Origin of the sequence: Paenibacillus sp. GCM10027628, assembly GCF_042676385.1 — a bacterium.
Classification (GTDB): Bacteria; Bacillota; Bacilli; order Paenibacillales; family NBRC-103111; genus Paenibacillus_E.
This window is the reverse complement of sequence record NZ_JBHTHA010000044.1, coordinates 77,764-94,567: the sequence shown is the minus strand read 5'-3', so window position 1 is coordinate 94,567 and position 16,804 is coordinate 77,764. Positions and strand designations below refer to the sequence as shown.

At 43.1% G+C, this 16,804-nt stretch carries 14 protein-coding genes; 3 read left to right on the top strand and 11 right to left on the bottom strand.

The window, feature by feature from the left end:
* Nucleotides 1–577 precede the first annotated feature (577 nt).
* From ACFQZT_RS27620 to tkt, 3 genes are all read right to left on the bottom strand, one after another.
* The gene (locus ACFQZT_RS27620; RefSeq protein ID WP_379305285.1) at nt 578–1,669 is read right to left on the bottom strand and encodes an RCC1 domain-containing protein; all 1,092 of its coding nucleotides are present in this window, start codon (nt 1,667–1,669) and stop codon (nt 578–580) included.
* A gap of 160 nt (nt 1,670–1,829) precedes the next feature.
* Nucleotides 1,830–2,147, bottom strand: a complete 318-nt coding sequence (ppnP, locus tag ACFQZT_RS27615; RefSeq protein ID WP_379305283.1) for a pyrimidine/purine nucleoside phosphorylase — start codon at nt 2,145–2,147, stop codon at nt 1,830–1,832.
* Nucleotides 2,148–2,245: 98 nt separating this feature from the next.
* A complete protein-coding gene (gene tkt, locus ACFQZT_RS27610) occupies nt 2,246–4,267 on the bottom strand; it encodes a transketolase (RefSeq protein WP_379305281.1) in 2,022 nt (673 codons plus the stop codon).
* Between the two features lie 249 nt (nt 4,268–4,516).
* Between tkt and ACFQZT_RS27605 the strand changes: the two genes are divergently transcribed.
* Nucleotides 4,517–5,824: a DUF1800 domain-containing protein gene (locus ACFQZT_RS27605; protein ID WP_379305279.1), complete on the top strand. Its 1,308-nt coding sequence runs from the start codon at nt 4,517–4,519 to the stop codon at nt 5,822–5,824.
* A gap of 17 nt (nt 5,825–5,841) precedes the next feature.
* Entirely contained in the window at nt 5,842–7,092 is a 1,251-nt protein-coding gene (locus ACFQZT_RS27600; protein ID WP_379305277.1) for a DUF1501 domain-containing protein, read from the top strand.
* Nucleotides 7,093–7,172: 80 nt separating this feature from the next.
* Here ACFQZT_RS27600 and purU read toward each other — a convergent pair whose 3' ends face one another.
* Nucleotides 7,173–8,042 carry a formyltetrahydrofolate deformylase gene (purU, locus tag ACFQZT_RS27595; protein WP_379305275.1) on the bottom strand — a complete coding sequence of 290 codons (870 nt, stop codon included), beginning with the start codon at nt 8,040–8,042 and terminating at the stop codon, nt 7,173–7,175.
* Nucleotides 8,043–8,077: 35 nt separating this feature from the next.
* On the bottom strand, nt 8,078–9,205 hold the full coding sequence (locus ACFQZT_RS27590; RefSeq protein WP_379305273.1) for a deoxyribonuclease IV: 1,128 nt from the start codon (nt 9,203–9,205) through the stop codon (nt 8,078–8,080).
* Between the two features lie 123 nt (nt 9,206–9,328).
* Between ACFQZT_RS27590 and ACFQZT_RS27585 the strand changes: the two genes are divergently transcribed.
* The gene (locus ACFQZT_RS27585; protein WP_379305271.1) at nt 9,329–9,757 is read left to right on the top strand and encodes a DUF2621 domain-containing protein; all 429 of its coding nucleotides are present in this window, start codon (nt 9,329–9,331) and stop codon (nt 9,755–9,757) included.
* 285 nt (nt 9,758–10,042) lie between these two features.
* Here the strand turns inward: ACFQZT_RS27585 and ACFQZT_RS27580 are convergent, their stop codons facing one another.
* The 6 genes from ACFQZT_RS27580 to ACFQZT_RS27555 all read right to left on the bottom strand — a co-directional run bounded on the left by ACFQZT_RS27580 (nt 10,043) and on the right by ACFQZT_RS27555 (nt 16,737).
* The gene (locus ACFQZT_RS27580; RefSeq protein ID WP_379305269.1) at nt 10,043–10,264 is read right to left on the bottom strand and encodes a hypothetical protein; all 222 of its coding nucleotides are present in this window, start codon (nt 10,262–10,264) and stop codon (nt 10,043–10,045) included.
* Nucleotides 10,265–10,353: 89 nt separating this feature from the next.
* Nucleotides 10,354–10,878, bottom strand: a complete 525-nt coding sequence (locus tag ACFQZT_RS27575; RefSeq protein ID WP_379305267.1) for a VanZ family protein — start codon at nt 10,876–10,878, stop codon at nt 10,354–10,356.
* Between the two features lie 106 nt (nt 10,879–10,984).
* Nucleotides 10,985–12,352: a sugar phosphate nucleotidyltransferase gene (locus ACFQZT_RS27570; RefSeq protein ID WP_379305265.1), complete on the bottom strand. Its 1,368-nt coding sequence runs from the start codon at nt 12,350–12,352 to the stop codon at nt 10,985–10,987.
* A gap of 31 nt (nt 12,353–12,383) precedes the next feature.
* Entirely contained in the window at nt 12,384–13,997 is a 1,614-nt protein-coding gene (locus ACFQZT_RS27565) for an FAD-dependent oxidoreductase (RefSeq protein WP_379305483.1), read from the bottom strand.
* A 54-nt stretch (nt 13,998–14,051) separates the two neighbouring features.
* Nucleotides 14,052–15,599 carry an oligosaccharide flippase family protein gene (locus ACFQZT_RS27560; RefSeq protein ID WP_379305263.1) on the bottom strand — a complete coding sequence of 516 codons (1,548 nt, stop codon included), beginning with the start codon at nt 15,597–15,599 and terminating at the stop codon, nt 14,052–14,054.
* Complete coding sequence (locus ACFQZT_RS27555) at nt 15,589–16,737, bottom strand: polysaccharide pyruvyl transferase family protein (protein ID WP_379305261.1); 1,149 nt, start codon at nt 16,735–16,737, stop codon at nt 15,589–15,591. Before ACFQZT_RS27555 ends, ACFQZT_RS27560 begins: the two co-directional genes overlap by 11 nt.
* Nucleotides 16,738–16,804 lie beyond the last annotated feature (67 nt).

The following is a 16,804-nucleotide window of genomic DNA, read 5'->3' as shown; positions in this document are numbered from 1 at the left end:
AGTAATCGAGAGATAAAAGTCTTTAGCGGCTTCTATCTTCAAATATTTCCGTCGATCTGATGGGATATAAGCGAAATAGAATACCTTTGAGGCTTTTATCTATCGAACTCTGTGATTTTATCTAGAATAAGGGTCCTGTGAGACTTCTAATTCAAAAAAGCCTTTCGATTCAAAGAATCAAGAGGCTTTTTCTTAAGTAATATCTACGGATTTCTAAGGCAGCGCGTTTTATTTCTTCTCTCTTCTCCCCGCCTAAGAATCGAAGAAGGATGAGAGATTCGGTCGCCTGCAACCATATTCAACATATCATAACTTTTGGTCGAGAAAACATCCCAGACCCTTGAAATATAGATATCCAGTGCTATAAACCCAAAGAATATCCCAGCAATCATTAAGCAAAAGATCACCATTAGACGATCATCCTCTCGTGAGAAATGCCTTTTCCGTCATAAACAGTTTAGCATACTTCACAGAACGTGTAATCCACAATTTGGAAAATGTTGAGTCGAACAAAAAGCCTCCCGAAACTCCTACATGGCACTTGTCCATTTCAGAGACCGAGAGGTTTTATTTTTTATCATTGGGCGTATGAAATGGAAGGGATTGTCGTAATGGCAACAGGGGAAATCTTTTTAACCGTAGTGCCATCACCAAGTTGACCAAACTCATTTTTCCCCCATGCATAGACGGTGTGATCTTTTTTTAATGCGAATGAATGGTTGGAATCCGTACAAATCACAAGCGTATCAGTAAACATTTTCTGCGGTTTCAAAATTTCGCTTACTGCTTCTGTACCTATGCCTAGCTGTCCTGTGCCATTATTTCCCCAAGCCCAAACACTGCCATCAGATTTTACTGCAAATGAGCAGTAACCACCTGCTCCAACTGACGAAAAGTATGAGAGTCCAGGGACCTGGATGGCTGAGGTTCTCTTGATTTTGGTTCCATCACCGAGTTGACCAGAGCTGTTATCCCCCCAAGTCCAAACGGTTCCGTCGGCTTTTAAAGCAATTGTATGCCCGATCCCCGCCTTAAAAGAAACGATATTGGAGAGTTTAGCAACTTGTTTAGGTGTTGACTGATTGATTTTGGTTCCGTCCCCTAGTTGTCCAAAAATGTTATTCCCCCAGACCCAAATGGTCCCGTCCGACTTCTGGGCGACCGAATGATAGTTGCCGCAAGTAATCGCTGTCACATTGGAAAGCCCAATAACTTGTACGGGTTTTGTTCTTGAGATTGTGGTTCCATCGCCAATTTCACCAGAACCGTTGTTTCCCCATCCCCATACCGTACCATCGGATTTCAATGCGAGCGAGTGCGCATTACTGGAACTGATTGCGAAGATATTTGAAAGCCCTACAACTTGAACGGGTGTGAGTCTTTTCGTAGTCGTTCCGTCTCCAAGTTGACCAGAGCTATTATCTCCCCATCCCCAGACCGTACCGTCCGCTTGAAGTGCAAGTGAGAAAGTCGTACCAGAGCTAACGGCAATGACATTCGAGATCCCTGAAATTTTTTGGGGCAATGCATGATTCACTCTCGTTCCATCACCGAGCTGACCGAAATTGTTGAGCCCCATAGACCATACGCTGCCATCGGAATATATAAGCAAAGTATGGCTTCCGCCCACGCCTTGATCGCTAAAACTAGGCTTGATAAGCGTATCCAACTCTATCATCTCCTTTTCTATTATGTTATTCACAAGATAAGGGTATGTGATAGTTATTCTGGATTTGGGCTGGCTCTTTTCAAGTATGAAGTAAAAAAAGAACTGTCTCTTAAGCAGCAAAAGCTACTTTAGAAACAGCCCTTTTATTCCAATTTAGCGATTACTCGCTAATGTATGAGCAGATATAATCGCTCACTGTCTTCACTTCGAGCTTGAATTTCGAGTTCGCTGGAACTGTGAATTCCCCTTGCCCATTAATGGAAATCCATTCGTTGCTGCCTGGCAGCAACACGTTCAGTTCACCGGATTGAATTTCCATGATTTCTTTCAAATCCGTTCCGAATTCATACTCGCCCGGCATCAAGATGCCGAGTGTTTTTTTGGTGCCGTCTGCGAATTGAACCGTACGGCTGGTCACTTTACCGTCGAAGTAGACATTAGCTTTTGTTAGCACTGTTACATTTTCAAAGCTGGACATCGTTCGTGTTTCCCCCTCTTCATGACTATTTCCTGTTACACGCGGCGCGTCGTCATTTTTACTACGCACGCCACGTACGATATTTATGAGAATAATGCTTAAGACAACAGAGCTTTCACTCTGGCTACAACGTTCTCAGGCGAGAAGCCGTACTCTTTGAGCACGAGATCTCCAGGCGCGGATGCACCGAATGTGGAGATGCCAAGTACAGATCCTTGGTCGCCAACATAACGTTCCCAGCCAAGTGGGTAAGCCATCTCAACAGCAAGACGCTTCTTCACTTCCGGCAGGATGACGGAATCTTTGTAAGCTTGCGGCTGTTTTTCGAACAGTTCCAAGCTCGGCATGGAGATAACACGCACGTTAATGCCTTCCGCTTGCAGTAATTTTTGCGCCGCGACAGCTAGTTGTACTTCGGAGCCCGTTGCAAGAATTTGTGCATCCGGCTTGCCGTTAGCCGCATCGGATACCACGTATGCACCCTTGCTCAGGTTCGCTTTCGCACCTTCTACCGTACCTTCGAGGATCGGGAGGTTTTGACGAGTCAGCACCAAAGCTACCGGACCATCGCTTTGCGTCAATGCATAGCGCCATGCTTCGGAAGTTTCGTTCGCATCCGCCGGACGCAATACAGTGATACCTGGGATAACACGCAAAGCAGGCAACTGCTCGATCGGCTCGTGCGTCGGTCCATCTTCACCGACAGCGATACTATCGTGCGTCAGAACATAAACAACCGGAAGCTTCATCAAAGCGGCCAATCGGATGGAAGCACGCAAGTAGTCGGAGAATACGAAGAATGTTGCACCGTAAACTTTGACACCGCCATGTAGAGCCATACCGTTCATAGCGGTACCCATACCGAATTCGCGCACACCGAACCACAAGTTGCGACCCGCATAGTTGCTGGCGCTGTAATTGGACTCGCCTTTGATCATCGTATTGTTCGAGCTTGCAAGGTCAGCGGATCCGCCGATTAATTGCGGCAGTTTGCCTGCGATCGCATTGATGGCGTTACCGGAAGCTGCGCGAGTCGCGAGTGGCTTGTCCGAAGTTGTGTATTTAGGAAGCTCCGAATCCCAACCGGCAGGCAGCTCATTGCTTACAGCCATGCTGAACTGTTTGCCAAGCTCTGGGTAGGCTTTGATATAGTCCGCCAGCAGGTTACTCCATGCTTGCTCGGCATCAGCACCAGCCACTTTGATCTCGTTATAATGCGCTCTTACTTCGTCCGGCACGAGGAAGTCCGGCTCCTCCGGCCAGCCATAGGCTTGCTTCGTCAATTTCACTTCTTCGCCGCCTAGCGGTGATCCGTGAGGACCGACGTGTCCGCCTTTGCCGCCTTTATTCGGGCTGCCGAAACCGATTGTCGTTTTCACTTCGATCAAGGTAGGGCGTGTTGTATCGGCTTTCGCTTCTGCGATCGCTTTGGAAATAGCCGCCAAATCATTCTGCTCTTCAACGCGAATTACTTGCCAGCCATAAGCTTCGAAACGTTTTTGCACGTTCTCGGAGAACGCCATATTCAGCTCGCCATCCAGCGAGATATCGTTCGAATCGTAAAACATGATCAGTTTGCCAAGCTTCAAGTGGCCCGCGAGGGAAACCGCTTCGGAAGAAACGCCCTCCATCATATCGCCATCGCCGCAAATTGCAAACGTATAGTGATCGATGACAGGGAAGTTCTCTTTATTGTAAGTCTCTCTGAGGTGCGCTTCAGCCATAGCCATACCAACCGCCATACCGACACCTTGTCCAAGCGGACCTGTTGTTGCGTCAACACCCGGCGTGTGGCCGTATTCCGGATGTCCCGGCGTTTTGCTGCCCCATTGGCGGAAATTTTTGATTTCTTCCATGGGCAGGTCATACCCGCAGAGATGAAGCAAGCTGTATAACAGCATGGAACCATGTCCGGCGGAAAGCACGAAACGGTCGCGGTTGATCCATTTTGGATTCGCGGGATTATGCTTCATATGCTGCTTCCACAGCACATAAGCCATTGGTGCAGCACCCATAACCATACCCGGATGGCCTGAATTTGCTTTCTCTACGGCATCGATACCTAATGTGCGGATCGTATCGACCGCGAGCTGTTCGATTGTTTTACTTGTTGCTGTCATTGTATATTCCCTCCTATTTTTCTATGTATTCGGTTGTCATCATTTGTACATACAAGTTACTTTTCTCGCTTGCATTATTGTACCATTTGCTTTGAGGGTTTGCCACATTAAACCGCTAAAATTCTTATAGGTAGTATGCACTCAATCGTAGTTCTTCAGTCCCTTTTTCAAAAGACCTTGAAACAAATTGTATCATAATACGTCTATTTCTAAAGACAAGTTCTAAATTTTTTATCGGAGGTACTGGGTATGCCAACTGCATGGACGGAAAAACAAGTCATTCACTTGTTGAACCGCGCCGGTTTCGGAGCAACAGAATTAGAAATTGACGCATGCTTATCGTATGGAAAAGAAGAGACCGTTAAAAGGCTAATTGAAGGGAAGCCATTGATCACTCAACAAGCCCCGCTTGCTAACATACAAGAACTCATTGTGGATGGTAAAAACCTGGATGAAGATATTCTCTCCGATCAGCAAGTCTACTGGTTGTATAGAATGATGAACACCGGAACCCCGCTTATTGAAAAAATGGCATTGTTTTGGCACGATTATTTCGCAACGTCAGTCAGCAAAGTCGAAAAAATGGTTCTTATGGCACGACAAATCGACTTGTTCCGCAAATACGGCTTAGGCTCTTTTCGCGACTTATTGTTTGAAGTCGGTATCGATCCAGCCATGATGATTTGGCTCGATGCAGGGCTTAATCTGAAGGGCAAACCCAATGAAAATTATGCACGTGAAGTCATGGAACTATTCACACTGGGAAGAGGTCATTATACGGAGAATGACGTAAGAGAGGCTGCCCGCTCCTTTACAGGTTGGCGGTATGACACAAAGAATGACCAAGTGGTCTTCGATTATAATCAGCATGACTACGAACCGAAGAGAGTTCTGAACAGAGAGGGTAACTTCGACGCTAGGGATATTGCTGATGTGCTTCTCTCTCAAGAAGCCTTCTATTCTTTTATGGCTACCAAACTACTTCAAGCTTTTGTGCATGAGACACCATCTGAATCTTGGGTTAATCGCATTGCTGCCCAGTTAAAAAAATCACTCTCTATCCGGGAAGCGCTGGCTTCCATCTTTCTCTCCGACGAATTTTATAATGAAGATTTGCGTCAATGTATCATTAAATCGCCTGTTGAATATGTGATTTCCATCGCGAGATCACTTAAATTACCGACATCCAAGAATCTGATTTACATAATAAATCCCATGGGGCAAGAATTATATAATCCACCTAATGTTTCAGGATGGGAGGGTAACTCGTCTTGGCTAATGTCCTGCTATCTTCTATACCGTTATCAATTTGCCGAAACGGCTGCCTATCTAGTAAAGAGCGAATGGTTCACGGCAACGGGTACATCGAATACGGATAAAATAACGATCGAAGATCGAATAAAAAAATGGGGCACTCAGCTCAGTATTGTCTCCATCAGTGAAACGACTCTCAAAGGATTGGTTCGTTACGGAGAACAGAAATTAATCCAAACCGAAGCCAATTTGCGCATGGTATTGCATCTTCTTCTGATGAGTCCTGAGAATCAATTGAAATAAAATCATGGAGGAAAACGATGAAACTGACCCGAAGAGGTTTTCTTAAAAAGAGCACTGCAATGATTGCTGCATTAAGTTTTGGCTCTACATTCCTGGGTACAGCAAAAGGACGTGACATTCTTACGGGAAATGCAGAATTTGATCCCTTTCATCGCGTCAAGTCCCCTGTACTAGTCGTTGTTCAGCTCTCAGGAGGGAATGATGGACTTAATACCGTGATTCCTTATGGAAAAGGCGAATATTATGACGCCAGACCAACCCTTGGGTACAAACAGAATGAAGTACTAGTATTAGATGATGAATTGGGTCTTCACCCTAAACTAACGGAATTACATCAACTATATAAGGACAGGAAGCTTGCCATCGTACAGGGAGTCGGCTATCCGAACCCCGATCATTCGCACTTTCGCTCCATGGATATCTGGCAAACGGGAGAGCCTGACAAACTTATTGACTCTGGCTGGCTTGGGCGATATGTGAGCTCATCCCTCTCCAAGCACAACCTTCCGGCTGTTCAAATAGGCGGCACCCGGAATAAAGCTTTTCTTGATCCAAACTTCGATGTTCCTGTTATTCAATCTTTAGAGCTTTATCAAGCTTTCGGTATAAAAACAGCCACCAACATCAAGCAAAGTATGACCCAAGTTCTTTCAGATATTTATAATCAACAAAAGAAGAATAATCAAGAGCTCCTCCGCGTCGTAAGCCAGTATGGTCTGTCAGCATTTCAAAGCGTACAAGATATTCAATCTCTCGTAAGCAGCTACGTGAATACGACTCCCTATCCAGACAATCCATTTGCAAAAAACTTACAACTGATTACTAAACTGATTTGCGGGAAAGCTGGCACTCGAGTTTATTACGCGCAATTAGGCGGTTTCGACGACCATGCGCAGGAAAAACAACAACATGCGAAAACCTTATCACAATTGGATAGCGGTCTGGGGGCATTTTTCCGTGATCTTAAAATTAATGGTATGGAAAAAGACGTTATCGTAATGGTTTTCTCCGAATTTGGGCGCCGTTTGAAAGAGAATGGGAGCGGAGGAACCGATCATGGTACTGCTGCTCCGGTCTTTGTCATAGGAGATCAAGTGAATGGTGGTTTATATGGGGCCTTCCCGAGTCTTACCAATCTTGATAACGGAGACTTAAAATATGAAGTTGATTTCCGTTCTGTTTACTATACGTTGATAGATGAATGGCTGCGTGGTGATGCAAAGTTTGCATTGGGCGGAAAAGCCCATGAAAAACTCAAATTTATTTGACTTGTAAAAGAACAAAAAACCGCTCATTAGGAGCTGTGGCTTGTAATTCAAGCCAAGCTTGCCTATGGGCGGTTTTTCTTTTAGTTAAAAACAACCGTCTTATTGTTATGCACAATAATCCGATCTTCCACATGCCAGGTTACCGCTCTGGCGAGCACAATCCGTTCGATATGACGGCCGATTCGCTTCAAATCTTCCACGTTATCCCGGTGACTGACACGCTGAACGTCCTGCTCAATGATCGGTCCGGCATCTAGCTCTTCCGTCACGTAATGCGCGGTGGCTCCAATGATCTTCACCCCGCGATTGTGGGCTTGCGCATATGGCTTCCCACCAACAAATGCCGGTAGGAACGAATGGTGGATGTTAATAATTCGATTCGCATAATGCTTGATAAAGGATGGAGATACGATCTGCATATAGCGTGCAAGAATAATCGCATCGACTCGGTCACCAACCACTTCAAGCTGGCGACGCTCGGCCTCCGCTTTCGTGTCCGCCGTTACAGGGATATGATGGTAAGGGATACCGAAAGGCTCCACCAATTCCCTCATATCCGGATGATTACTGATCACCATCGCGATATCCGCGTTGAGATCGCCTGCGCGCCAATGCCAAAGCAGCTCAAGCAAAGCGTGATCTTCCTTGGAAACAAAGATAGCCAAACGTTTCTTCTGGCTCGCCAAAGAAAGACTCCAGTCCATTGAGAATTTGTCCGCCACTACGGCAAAATCCTGTTTCAACTGCTTGGCACGATCGGCTAGCTCCGGCAAGTCAAACTCGATCCGGATAAAAAACATGCCGCCTTCCGGGTCCATTGTATACTGATCCGATTGCACGATATTTGCGCCATATTCAAATAAAAACTGCGAGACCGCCGCTACAATACCCGGCTGATCCGGACAAGAAATGAGCATTCTCGCTCTGTTGCTGTTATTTTCCCGCTCCATGTTAATCCCCCTACGATAATCTGTCTCTCTATTTTTTATGCTTGTTTCAGCGCTTCTTTGCCTGCGAGCCACACAGTTAGACGCTGATTGATTTGTTCTTCGCTAAGCTCAGGCAATAATTGCTCTTCGTGCACAAGGTCATAAAGGCGTTCTAACGGCTCGCGTCCGTCTGCCTTTTTCGCTTTAGCATCGTTCTTCAAAAGATCCCACGTGTTCAGGATGAAATCGCGATGATGGATATCTTTTTTCCCAAATAAGTGATCAATTCGCTCTACATGATCCAGGAATTCGCCGCCAAAACGCCCGCTTAAATTACCTGAGAGCAGCGCAATCTCCGCTTCATACATTGGACGCTGCGTTTTATCGTCTTTCCCGATCCAAGGCGTCTCTAGAATCATCGGCAAGTGCTGCAGCTTCTCATGACGAGCAACATTGTTCATCGCTTGAAAGCCGATCCATCCTGACCCCACCGGCGCATGACGGTCTTTACTGGCTCCGCGTGGATTTTTGCTGTCGTTAAGGTGAATAACGCCAAGCTTGTCCAAGCCGACAATACGGTCAAAATGATCAAGTACCCCATCCAAATCGTTGACAATATCATAGCCCGCATCGTGAACGTGGCAAGTATCCAGACAAACCGTTAGCTTGCCGTTATCCTCTACTTTTTCCATAATGGATGCTATTTCCTCAAAGCTTCGTCCGATTTCAGTACCTTTACCAGCCATGGTTTCAAGAGCAATGTTAACATTCGTATCTTTGACGCCTGCAAGCACTTCATTCAAGCCTTCAGCAATTCGCGCTATCCCGTACTCTGCGTCTTTATCCGTATATGCACCGGGATGCAGGACAATATTGCGGACACCGATGTAATCGGTACGGCGAATTTCTTCTTGGAGGAAGCGAACCGCCAACTCGAACGTGTCATCCTTGTAAGAGCCCAGGTTAATGATATACGGCGCGTGTACGACAATTTCATGAATGGCATGCTTGTCCATCAATGCTTTGCCTTCTTCGATAAATTGAGTTTCAATCGGTTTGCGGCGCGTATTTTGCGGTGCTCCTGTGTATATCATAAACGTAGATGAACCGTATGAAATAGCTTCTTCAGCTGCATTTAAAAGACCTTTATCAGAGAACGAAACGTGCGATCCAATTTTGGGCATGATTAATTTACTCCTTTTCGAGTGGTCACTACCTTCCTATTTTACTCGTATTGTCGCAAGAAATCTAGAAATTTGCTATAATTCTAATGATAATACGATGCAAATCAGTGAGGTGTTATATAAATGGCTAATGACTTTTTCATGTGGTTCATCATCTTTTGGGTATGTGTCCTGCTGTTCTTCATGTCAGTGGGCGGCTACTTCATGTTCCGCAAATTCCTTAAGGTCCTGCCTAAAGAAGACGGCAAATCCAAACTCGACTGGCAAAATCATTATGTCGACAGCTCCCGACACCTTTGGACAGATGATTCCAAAGCTTTTCTCGATCAACTTGTAGCGCCTGTTCCAACACCATTTCGTGATATCGCGAAACACTCCATTGCCGCTAGAATTGGCCAAGTTGCTTTAGAAAGCGGAGCAAGGGAAGTAACGCGCGAACATTGTATTGAAGGGTATATCCTCGCAACGCCGCGGCGTGACTACAAGAGTTTGACCAGCTTTTTGGATAAGGAAAAGATTGATTATAGTGCTTACAGGCATTTATTGAATTAAAAAATCACGTCCTCCGATTAATCGGGTGGCGTATTTTTTATTTATTTTCATTGGTAGCGCTTACAAAAATGGACGCTATTTATTAACTTTTTGAACGGTTCTGATGTTCAACCGAATCTCCCTGTTGGATATAACGGATCATGCTGCTGTGGTAATAAACGGCCGAAACCATAACCGCTATTCCCAACAGCAAGCATACACAACTAATGATCCATCGATTCCACAACTTTTTCGATATCTGTTCTTTCGACACCTTTTCATGCCACCCTTATCACAATTTAGGGCCTAAGCCAGTAATGATACAGGCACAGTATAGTCCGAATAGCATTCCTGTGTGCCGCTTACGATCTCAATGTTTAACTCTTTGATTTCCGCGCATGCACATTCCTTGCAATGGCCTAATGGAATGGTCGTTTTAAAATAGCCCGTTTTAAATATCTTTTCAGCATTATTTCTTGTCGAAATCGAGTTGCATTCGACACAATAAACCAAATCTGTGTTATTCACTATTGATTCCCCCTTAACCTATATCTAAATGTCGTAATCTGTTACATTATGTATTACGATATTCATTATATGATACATTATGTAACAAATCAAGGGATTATGATCTTTTTCTTATAAATAGTTTGAAAAATTTGAGAAATGGATAGATAGAGCAATATCCCAAGCGCAGCACCACAAGTATCTAATACGACATCTGTTACTAAAGCAGTGCGACCAGGAACAAAGCTTTGATGAAATTCATCCGTTGCAGCGTAGACCGCGCATATGAGCACGGAACAAAAATAACTTCTGCTTAACCGCCAATGAGTGAGCGATTTAAATAATCGCGCGATTAGCATTCCTAGTACACTGTAAACGAGCAGATGCGCGGATTTTCGGATGAAAAACTCGATAAACCCAAATGCACCGTCTGCCTTAATACTTATTAGGTGTGAGCCATAGGAAAAGCTTGTACCGGCAAAATGGTTAGTAATGGTTTTGTCGGATAACTCCTTTTTAAGGATCGGCTTTATATCTTGTTCTTGATAACTTTGTGATGATAGTGCAAAAATGAGCCCGAACCATAGAATAATCGGCAACACATACAGCAGAAATTGTTTCAAATTTATTTTCACGATGACTTATCCTCCCTTTGCAATACATTATCCATTATTTCCACAAAGCAGGATAAAATAACAAAAAAACTCCCCGTGCACTCTATAAAAGATGCACAGGGAGCCATTATAATCGAACAGCTTGATTCACAATCTCATTCCAATCCATATAGAGACGAATGATATCTTCTTCAATTAGCTCTGAGCCGGACTGCACTTCTATGATTTCTAAATCTGTAATAGCTCTAATACTATGTCTCGCTCTGATCGGAATCTGAATCACATCACCGACTTGAACGTGAAAGATTTTATCATTAAGGATGAATTCTCCTTCTCCGGAAATAATGGTCCACGCTTCACTGCGTTTGGTATGCAGTTGGTAGCTTAGGTTTCTTCCAGCATCAATCCCAATGCGTTTCGTTAGAATTTCACGGTCATCCTTCTTGATGTAATCCAATACGCGGTACCATCCCCACCGTCTCTCTTCGAACATTGGACGCTGCTCTACGTTCTTTATCAGCTCCTTAATCTGAGGGCTGCTCGACTTGTCTGCGACCAAGATTCCATCCGGACTCGTGGCCACAATTAAATTAGGACAACCGAGAACCGTAACAGGGATATCTAATTCGTTAATGAGATGCGTATGAGGCGAATTCTCGCAAACAATCCCTTTGCCAATAATAGGTGCAGCAATTTCTTCGGTAAGCGTGTTCCACGTCCCCAAATCCTTCCACATACCATCGAATTGTGCAACGACGATCTTCTCTGCTCGCTCGACGACTTCATAATCGAAGCTGATTTTGCGAAGCGAATCATAATGTTTCAACATTTCATCATATTGAATAGGCAAACCATTTCGCACCAATAAATCAATCAAATAATCCAATTTAAAAGCAAAAACCCCGCAATTCCAAAGCGCTCCTTCTTCCATAAGGGTTCGCGCTTGGTCTTCGTCGGGTTTTTCTCTAAAGTGACTGACTATATGATATCCTTGTCCTTCCCTATTATCGGTAGGAACAATGTAACCGTATTTTTCTGAGGGATACGTCGGTTTCACACCCATAAGTGCGATGTCTGCACCCGATGAATTTATAATCTCTTCTAATTCCGCAATCTTCGCAAAGAAGAGATCATCTGCATAAGGATCAACAGGAAGAACCGCTATTACTTCATCCAAGTTCACTCCCACTACGGAGTACAAGTACGTTGCCGTTAATGCGATTGCCGGGAATGTATCTCTTCTGCTAGGTTCAACGATGACGTTCACATTATCGCTGAGTTGGCTTTGAATCATTTCCAGCTGACCTTTTCCCGTGACCACGTAAGCGGATTCCTGAAGCCCAGTCACCTTTAGCTGTCTCCATACACGTTGAACCATGGACTCCAATTGTCCTTGAGGGTTGGTTAACACTTTAAGAAATTGCTTTGATCTGGAATCGTTCGATAAAGGCCACAGTCTTTTTCCGGATCCCCCTGAAAGAAGTGCAAATTTCATGAACCGTCCCTCCAAATAAAAAAAGTTATTTCTATGCGTTTGTGGACAGCACCTGTCCATCACTCTTCAGTCTCAATTGAAGTGTGTTGTAATCAAGCTTCTGAACGCTCAGCCCTTGATCGATAGCAAGAACAGCGGCGGTAGCTGCCGATTGTCCTAGTATCATAAATACGGGCTCCATCCGAACGGAGCCGTACGCAATATGAGAAGCTGCAACACAAACAGGAACAATCACATTTGTGCATTCCTTTTCGAATGGTACCATAGCTCGGTAGCTAACGGGATAAGGTTTTGAGACCGGTGCCTCAATGTTCCCCTCATTTCGAACATACCCTTCCGTATCGACATATCGTTCTACATGATGAGAGTCCATCGTATAGGAACCCATGCCCACCGGATCTGAAAATTTATCGTGAAGCATAATATGTTTCTCATTCATGACAAGATCACTGATCATTCTTCTGGCTTCACGAATATATAACTGAGTGGGCCAGTGACCGTTTTCAACAAATTCATCAAGTGGCAAGCCTAGATGCTGGTAAAACTTACGGATGGATTCTGGAACCCGGGGATGATTTTGAAGTGTCCATATGAATCCTTTTTGATAAACTTCATGAGCTTTAATAATTTCAGCTCTTTTTTTATAATCAGCATCGGGATATTCATAGTTTGCACCAATATAATCGAATGAAATTCCGGAAGAATTGTTAGAGTCCGTCTTGTGATTCGGCACTCCCGTTAGTGTGAAGAACTCCTTTTGCCCTGCCTCAATTGCGCGGAAAAGAATTTCATATTCCCGCTCGTTATAGCCTTCCGGTTTTTCTATGAATACGCGATTATTGGGATCAGTTGAAAAACATACCCGGAAGCAGTATGCCTGAATTCCCTTGTCGGCGATTCCATCTTTTGTTCCTGGAACCGGATTAACATGAGGTAACAATCCGCTTTGTGGATCCCCTTTTATGTTAAAAGGATCTATTTTACTTGGAAGTTGATGACCCTTGGCTTTTACAGTCTGAACCCCATTTAAGGTTTCACCATAAGTACTATTAGCTTCTCTTCCAACTGCGTAGCTAACATTAGCTTTCGCCATCAAATCCCCTTCGTATGTAGCGTCTATGAACATGTTGGCATTGAACTTTTTCCCCGATTCCATCGCGATCGATTGGATACGGGATTCAATTTTTACAACCCCATCCGTGAGGTTTAATCTTTCATTATAAAAAACCGGAATGTTGTATTCACTTATAAAATCATTGCATACCTCCAAAGCAACCTTGGGCTCAAAAATCCAAACGGGCTCGTTCTTTCCATACTTCTTGCCAATCCTTGAATAAAACTCTAAGGCGAGGCCTCCAATTACTGATTTATTACCCAAATCTGTATAGCCTAGCCCCCCGCTGCTCATCCCGCCTAAACGTGCAGAAGGCTCAAGTAGTGCAACTTTTTTTCCCATCTTAGCTGCTTGAACGGCGGCAATGATGCCTGCCGCTGTGCCACCATACACAACAATGTCATAGTGCATCTCGTCCTTCTTGTCACTGCTTCCGGCAACTGATGAATAGACGTATCGGCTAATGGAAAATGTGCCACTGGCTGCTAATGCCAGTAACCCTCCTTTAATTAAAAATTCCCTGCGGGACATTTTATTCACAGGAAAACCTCTTTTCAGGTAATATAAGGTTTTTCAAACATTAATCTAAACGCGTTCGGGAACATTCACTCTCTTTGCTTTTTTAAAGCTTGCTAATGGCCTCGTAAGTAGCTGCTTTTCATCATCGTTAAAACCTATAAACCACATTGCTAATATATAAGTAATAATATAAATTGAACCTTTTAACAACAGTGATATCCATGAATTCTCTGTCATTAGTAATCCTACAGAACTGATTAACCAAGCAATCCCTGCAACCGGAAGCAAGGTCAATATACTTCTAAAAAATGCGATAACGTTTATACCGACTTTTTTATGATAATACACATTGATGATGATTATGTTCCCAATAATTAATGAAAGAGCAGTACTTAGAGCCGCGCCTAATCCAACCATTTGGGGGACGAGTACTACGCTTAACCCAAGATTCGCGATTGCGACGCAAAGATAGGTAACGGAACGAAAGGCATGCATATTTTTCGCTTGAAGAACGGATATCCCCACTGTCTGAATGAGTGGCACTGTGAGCGGAATTATTATAATTAAGATAAGCAACCAAGCATCTGCATACTGAGGACCTGCCCAAAGAATGAGAAATTGTTTGCCAAACAAAATAAATCCTCCCAGAATGCAGCCGAGAATAATGAACTGCAGCCTTCCAGTACGCGTGAATAGTTTGGTTATCTCTTGATCACTCGTGTTTTGGGCAACCATTTGAGTAACTCTGGGTAAGAATACTCCTGAAATCGTCGTGGAAAGAGTCATGTAATATGTACAAATTTGCATAGCTATAGCATAAACAGATACCACTATTGTGCTTTTATAAACACCTAATATGATTTGACCTGTCCTCCAGTAAATTTGATCGACAATCACACCAATAAATACAAATATGGAGTACCTCGTCAACTCTTTAACAAAGGCCTTATCAAAATAATAAATTCGTATCTTTACTCTTAACTTAATCAGTACATAAAGTACATTCATAATTCCAACCAGGATATTAAAGATCGTGTTGATGACAACAACAGACACTGCGTTGTATCCTAGCAGCAGCATTGGGACAACAAAACATGGGACTAGAATAATCCGAATTAATGAAAATGAATTACTGACAACAAACTTTTCATAGCCGATCAAAATTGCATTAAATGTATTTAATGGAAAAGAAATCGCTACATTGAAAATCAGGATGGCGAACATTATTTTTGCTTCATCTAATTCACTTATCGTAAGCCCGTTTTTAAATACGACGCCTAGCTGTCCATACAGGATTGCTCCAACAACGATAGCAAGAAGGGAGATGCCGCTGTACATGATCAAGCACATGGCAACTAAATTTGATTCCTTTGTACGATCTTGCTCAACTCGAAACTTTGCGATATACCGCGATATCGTATTACCGAGACCGAAATCCATGACAGCTATATAACCAATGAGTGAGCCGATCAACACGTATAAACCATACTCGGCTTGCCCAAGGTATCTAAGCATGATAGGTGTGTAAACGATATTTATTATATTCTGTAAAAAAATACCCGCATAAGAAAGGACTGCGCCCAATTTTAATTGATAACTACCTTCACGTTTCACAACTAATTCCGCCCTTTAGGTTTTGCGTTTCAACGGATCCTATTTTAAAGTAGTTACTTATTACTCTCATATGCCCCTGCGCTTGTTCAAATACCTTCCAATTGATATTAGAACAAAGATCATCATGATTTAAGAGGCTCTTCACTACTTCTTTTGCATCTAAATTCTTCATTTCCTTAATTGAAATTCTTTTACCCGTATAACCAATATCATCCAAAAGATTATTCATTTTGTTTGAATATGCAATGGGTAAGAATGGAATGCCTAACCTCATCGCCATGATGGCTGAATGGAAACGAACCGATAGCATCGTGCTGCATCGATTTAATGATTCTATAAAGTTGGCGGGTTCTCCCGCATGAGCCACGATTTCTATACGATCTTGTCTTTTTGCAAAATGTTTGATCGTATGTGCCGCGGAGAGGTCATTTTCATGTTCTACATCAAGGGCGTAGAGAATAACTGTCCCACCAGTATTGTCAATGTATTGATCTGCGACCTCTGCCATCTTCTTATAGGATGCATAATTAACCTCATTATCACTTGACCGGTATGCTGAAATTCCTAAACAGTTTCTTTCTCTATTGTTAGAGCTTTGAATTGGGCAAGAAAGTAAAATGTCCGGAAATAAAAAAAGATCAGTCGGAGACTTGACCTGTGAAACGAATTCATATGAAGTTTTGTCTCTTACAGTTACAAGAGTTGCCGCAGCAAATTCTTTTAATGCTAAAGATTCTCCTCGTTTTGTTTGGAAAGGCCCTGTGTTACATCCTAAAATGAAATATGGGATTCCATACTTTTTGAGTTTTTTTATTATCATAAGCTTTTGATAGTGTTTAATTGTATCCCTCAATTTTTTCGGGGTAGTAACTTCACCGGAAATCATAAACATTGATCCGCCAATTTTGATATAGGCATCAAACTCTTTTATTTGTTTTAGACGTTCTTTTGAACTACCTTGCAAATTAAAACGATAAACATTAGGTATATCCTCAAATGGAAGCATTAATACTGAATTGTTATTGTTACTATCTGAATCAAGATAAATTTCGTGTTCTCTTAGTTCATTAGCAAGCATATACACCATCATGTCATCCCCAAAATTTCTATCCAGATATGCAGATACAAGGATTTTCAAAATCATTGCTCCCTATTTTTATTTTATTTAATAGCTCTTCACTTGTATATATTGATTGCAACGTTAA

Bases quoted from the DNA above. Each gene is read 5' to 3' on its own strand.
- ppnP (WP_379305283.1), bottom strand. From the start codon at position 2,147: ATGTCCAGCTTTGAAAATGTAACAGTGCTAACAAAAGCTAATGTCTAC.
- tkt (WP_379305281.1), bottom strand. From the start codon at position 4,267: ATGACAGCAACAAGTAAAACAATCGAACAGCTCGCGGTCGATACGATC.
- ACFQZT_RS27605 (WP_379305279.1), top strand. From the start codon at position 4,517: ATGCCAACTGCATGGACGGAAAAACAAGTCATTCACTTGTTGAACCGC.
- ACFQZT_RS27600 (WP_379305277.1), top strand. From the start codon at position 5,842: ATGAAACTGACCCGAAGAGGTTTTCTTAAAAAGAGCACTGCAATGATT.
- purU (WP_379305275.1), bottom strand. From the start codon at position 8,042: ATGGAGCGGGAAAATAACAGCAACAGAGCGAGAATGCTCATTTCTTGT.
- ACFQZT_RS27590 (WP_379305273.1), bottom strand. From the start codon at position 9,205: ATGCCCAAAATTGGATCGCACGTTTCGTTCTCTGATAAAGGTCTTTTA.
- ACFQZT_RS27585 (WP_379305271.1), top strand. From the start codon at position 9,329: ATGGCTAATGACTTTTTCATGTGGTTCATCATCTTTTGGGTATGTGTC.
- ACFQZT_RS27570 (WP_379305265.1), bottom strand. From the start codon at position 12,352: ATGAAATTTGCACTTCTTTCAGGGGGATCCGGAAAAAGACTGTGGCCT.
- ACFQZT_RS27565 (WP_379305483.1), bottom strand. From the start codon at position 13,997: ATGTCCCGCAGGGAATTTTTAATTAAAGGAGGGTTACTGGCATTAGCA.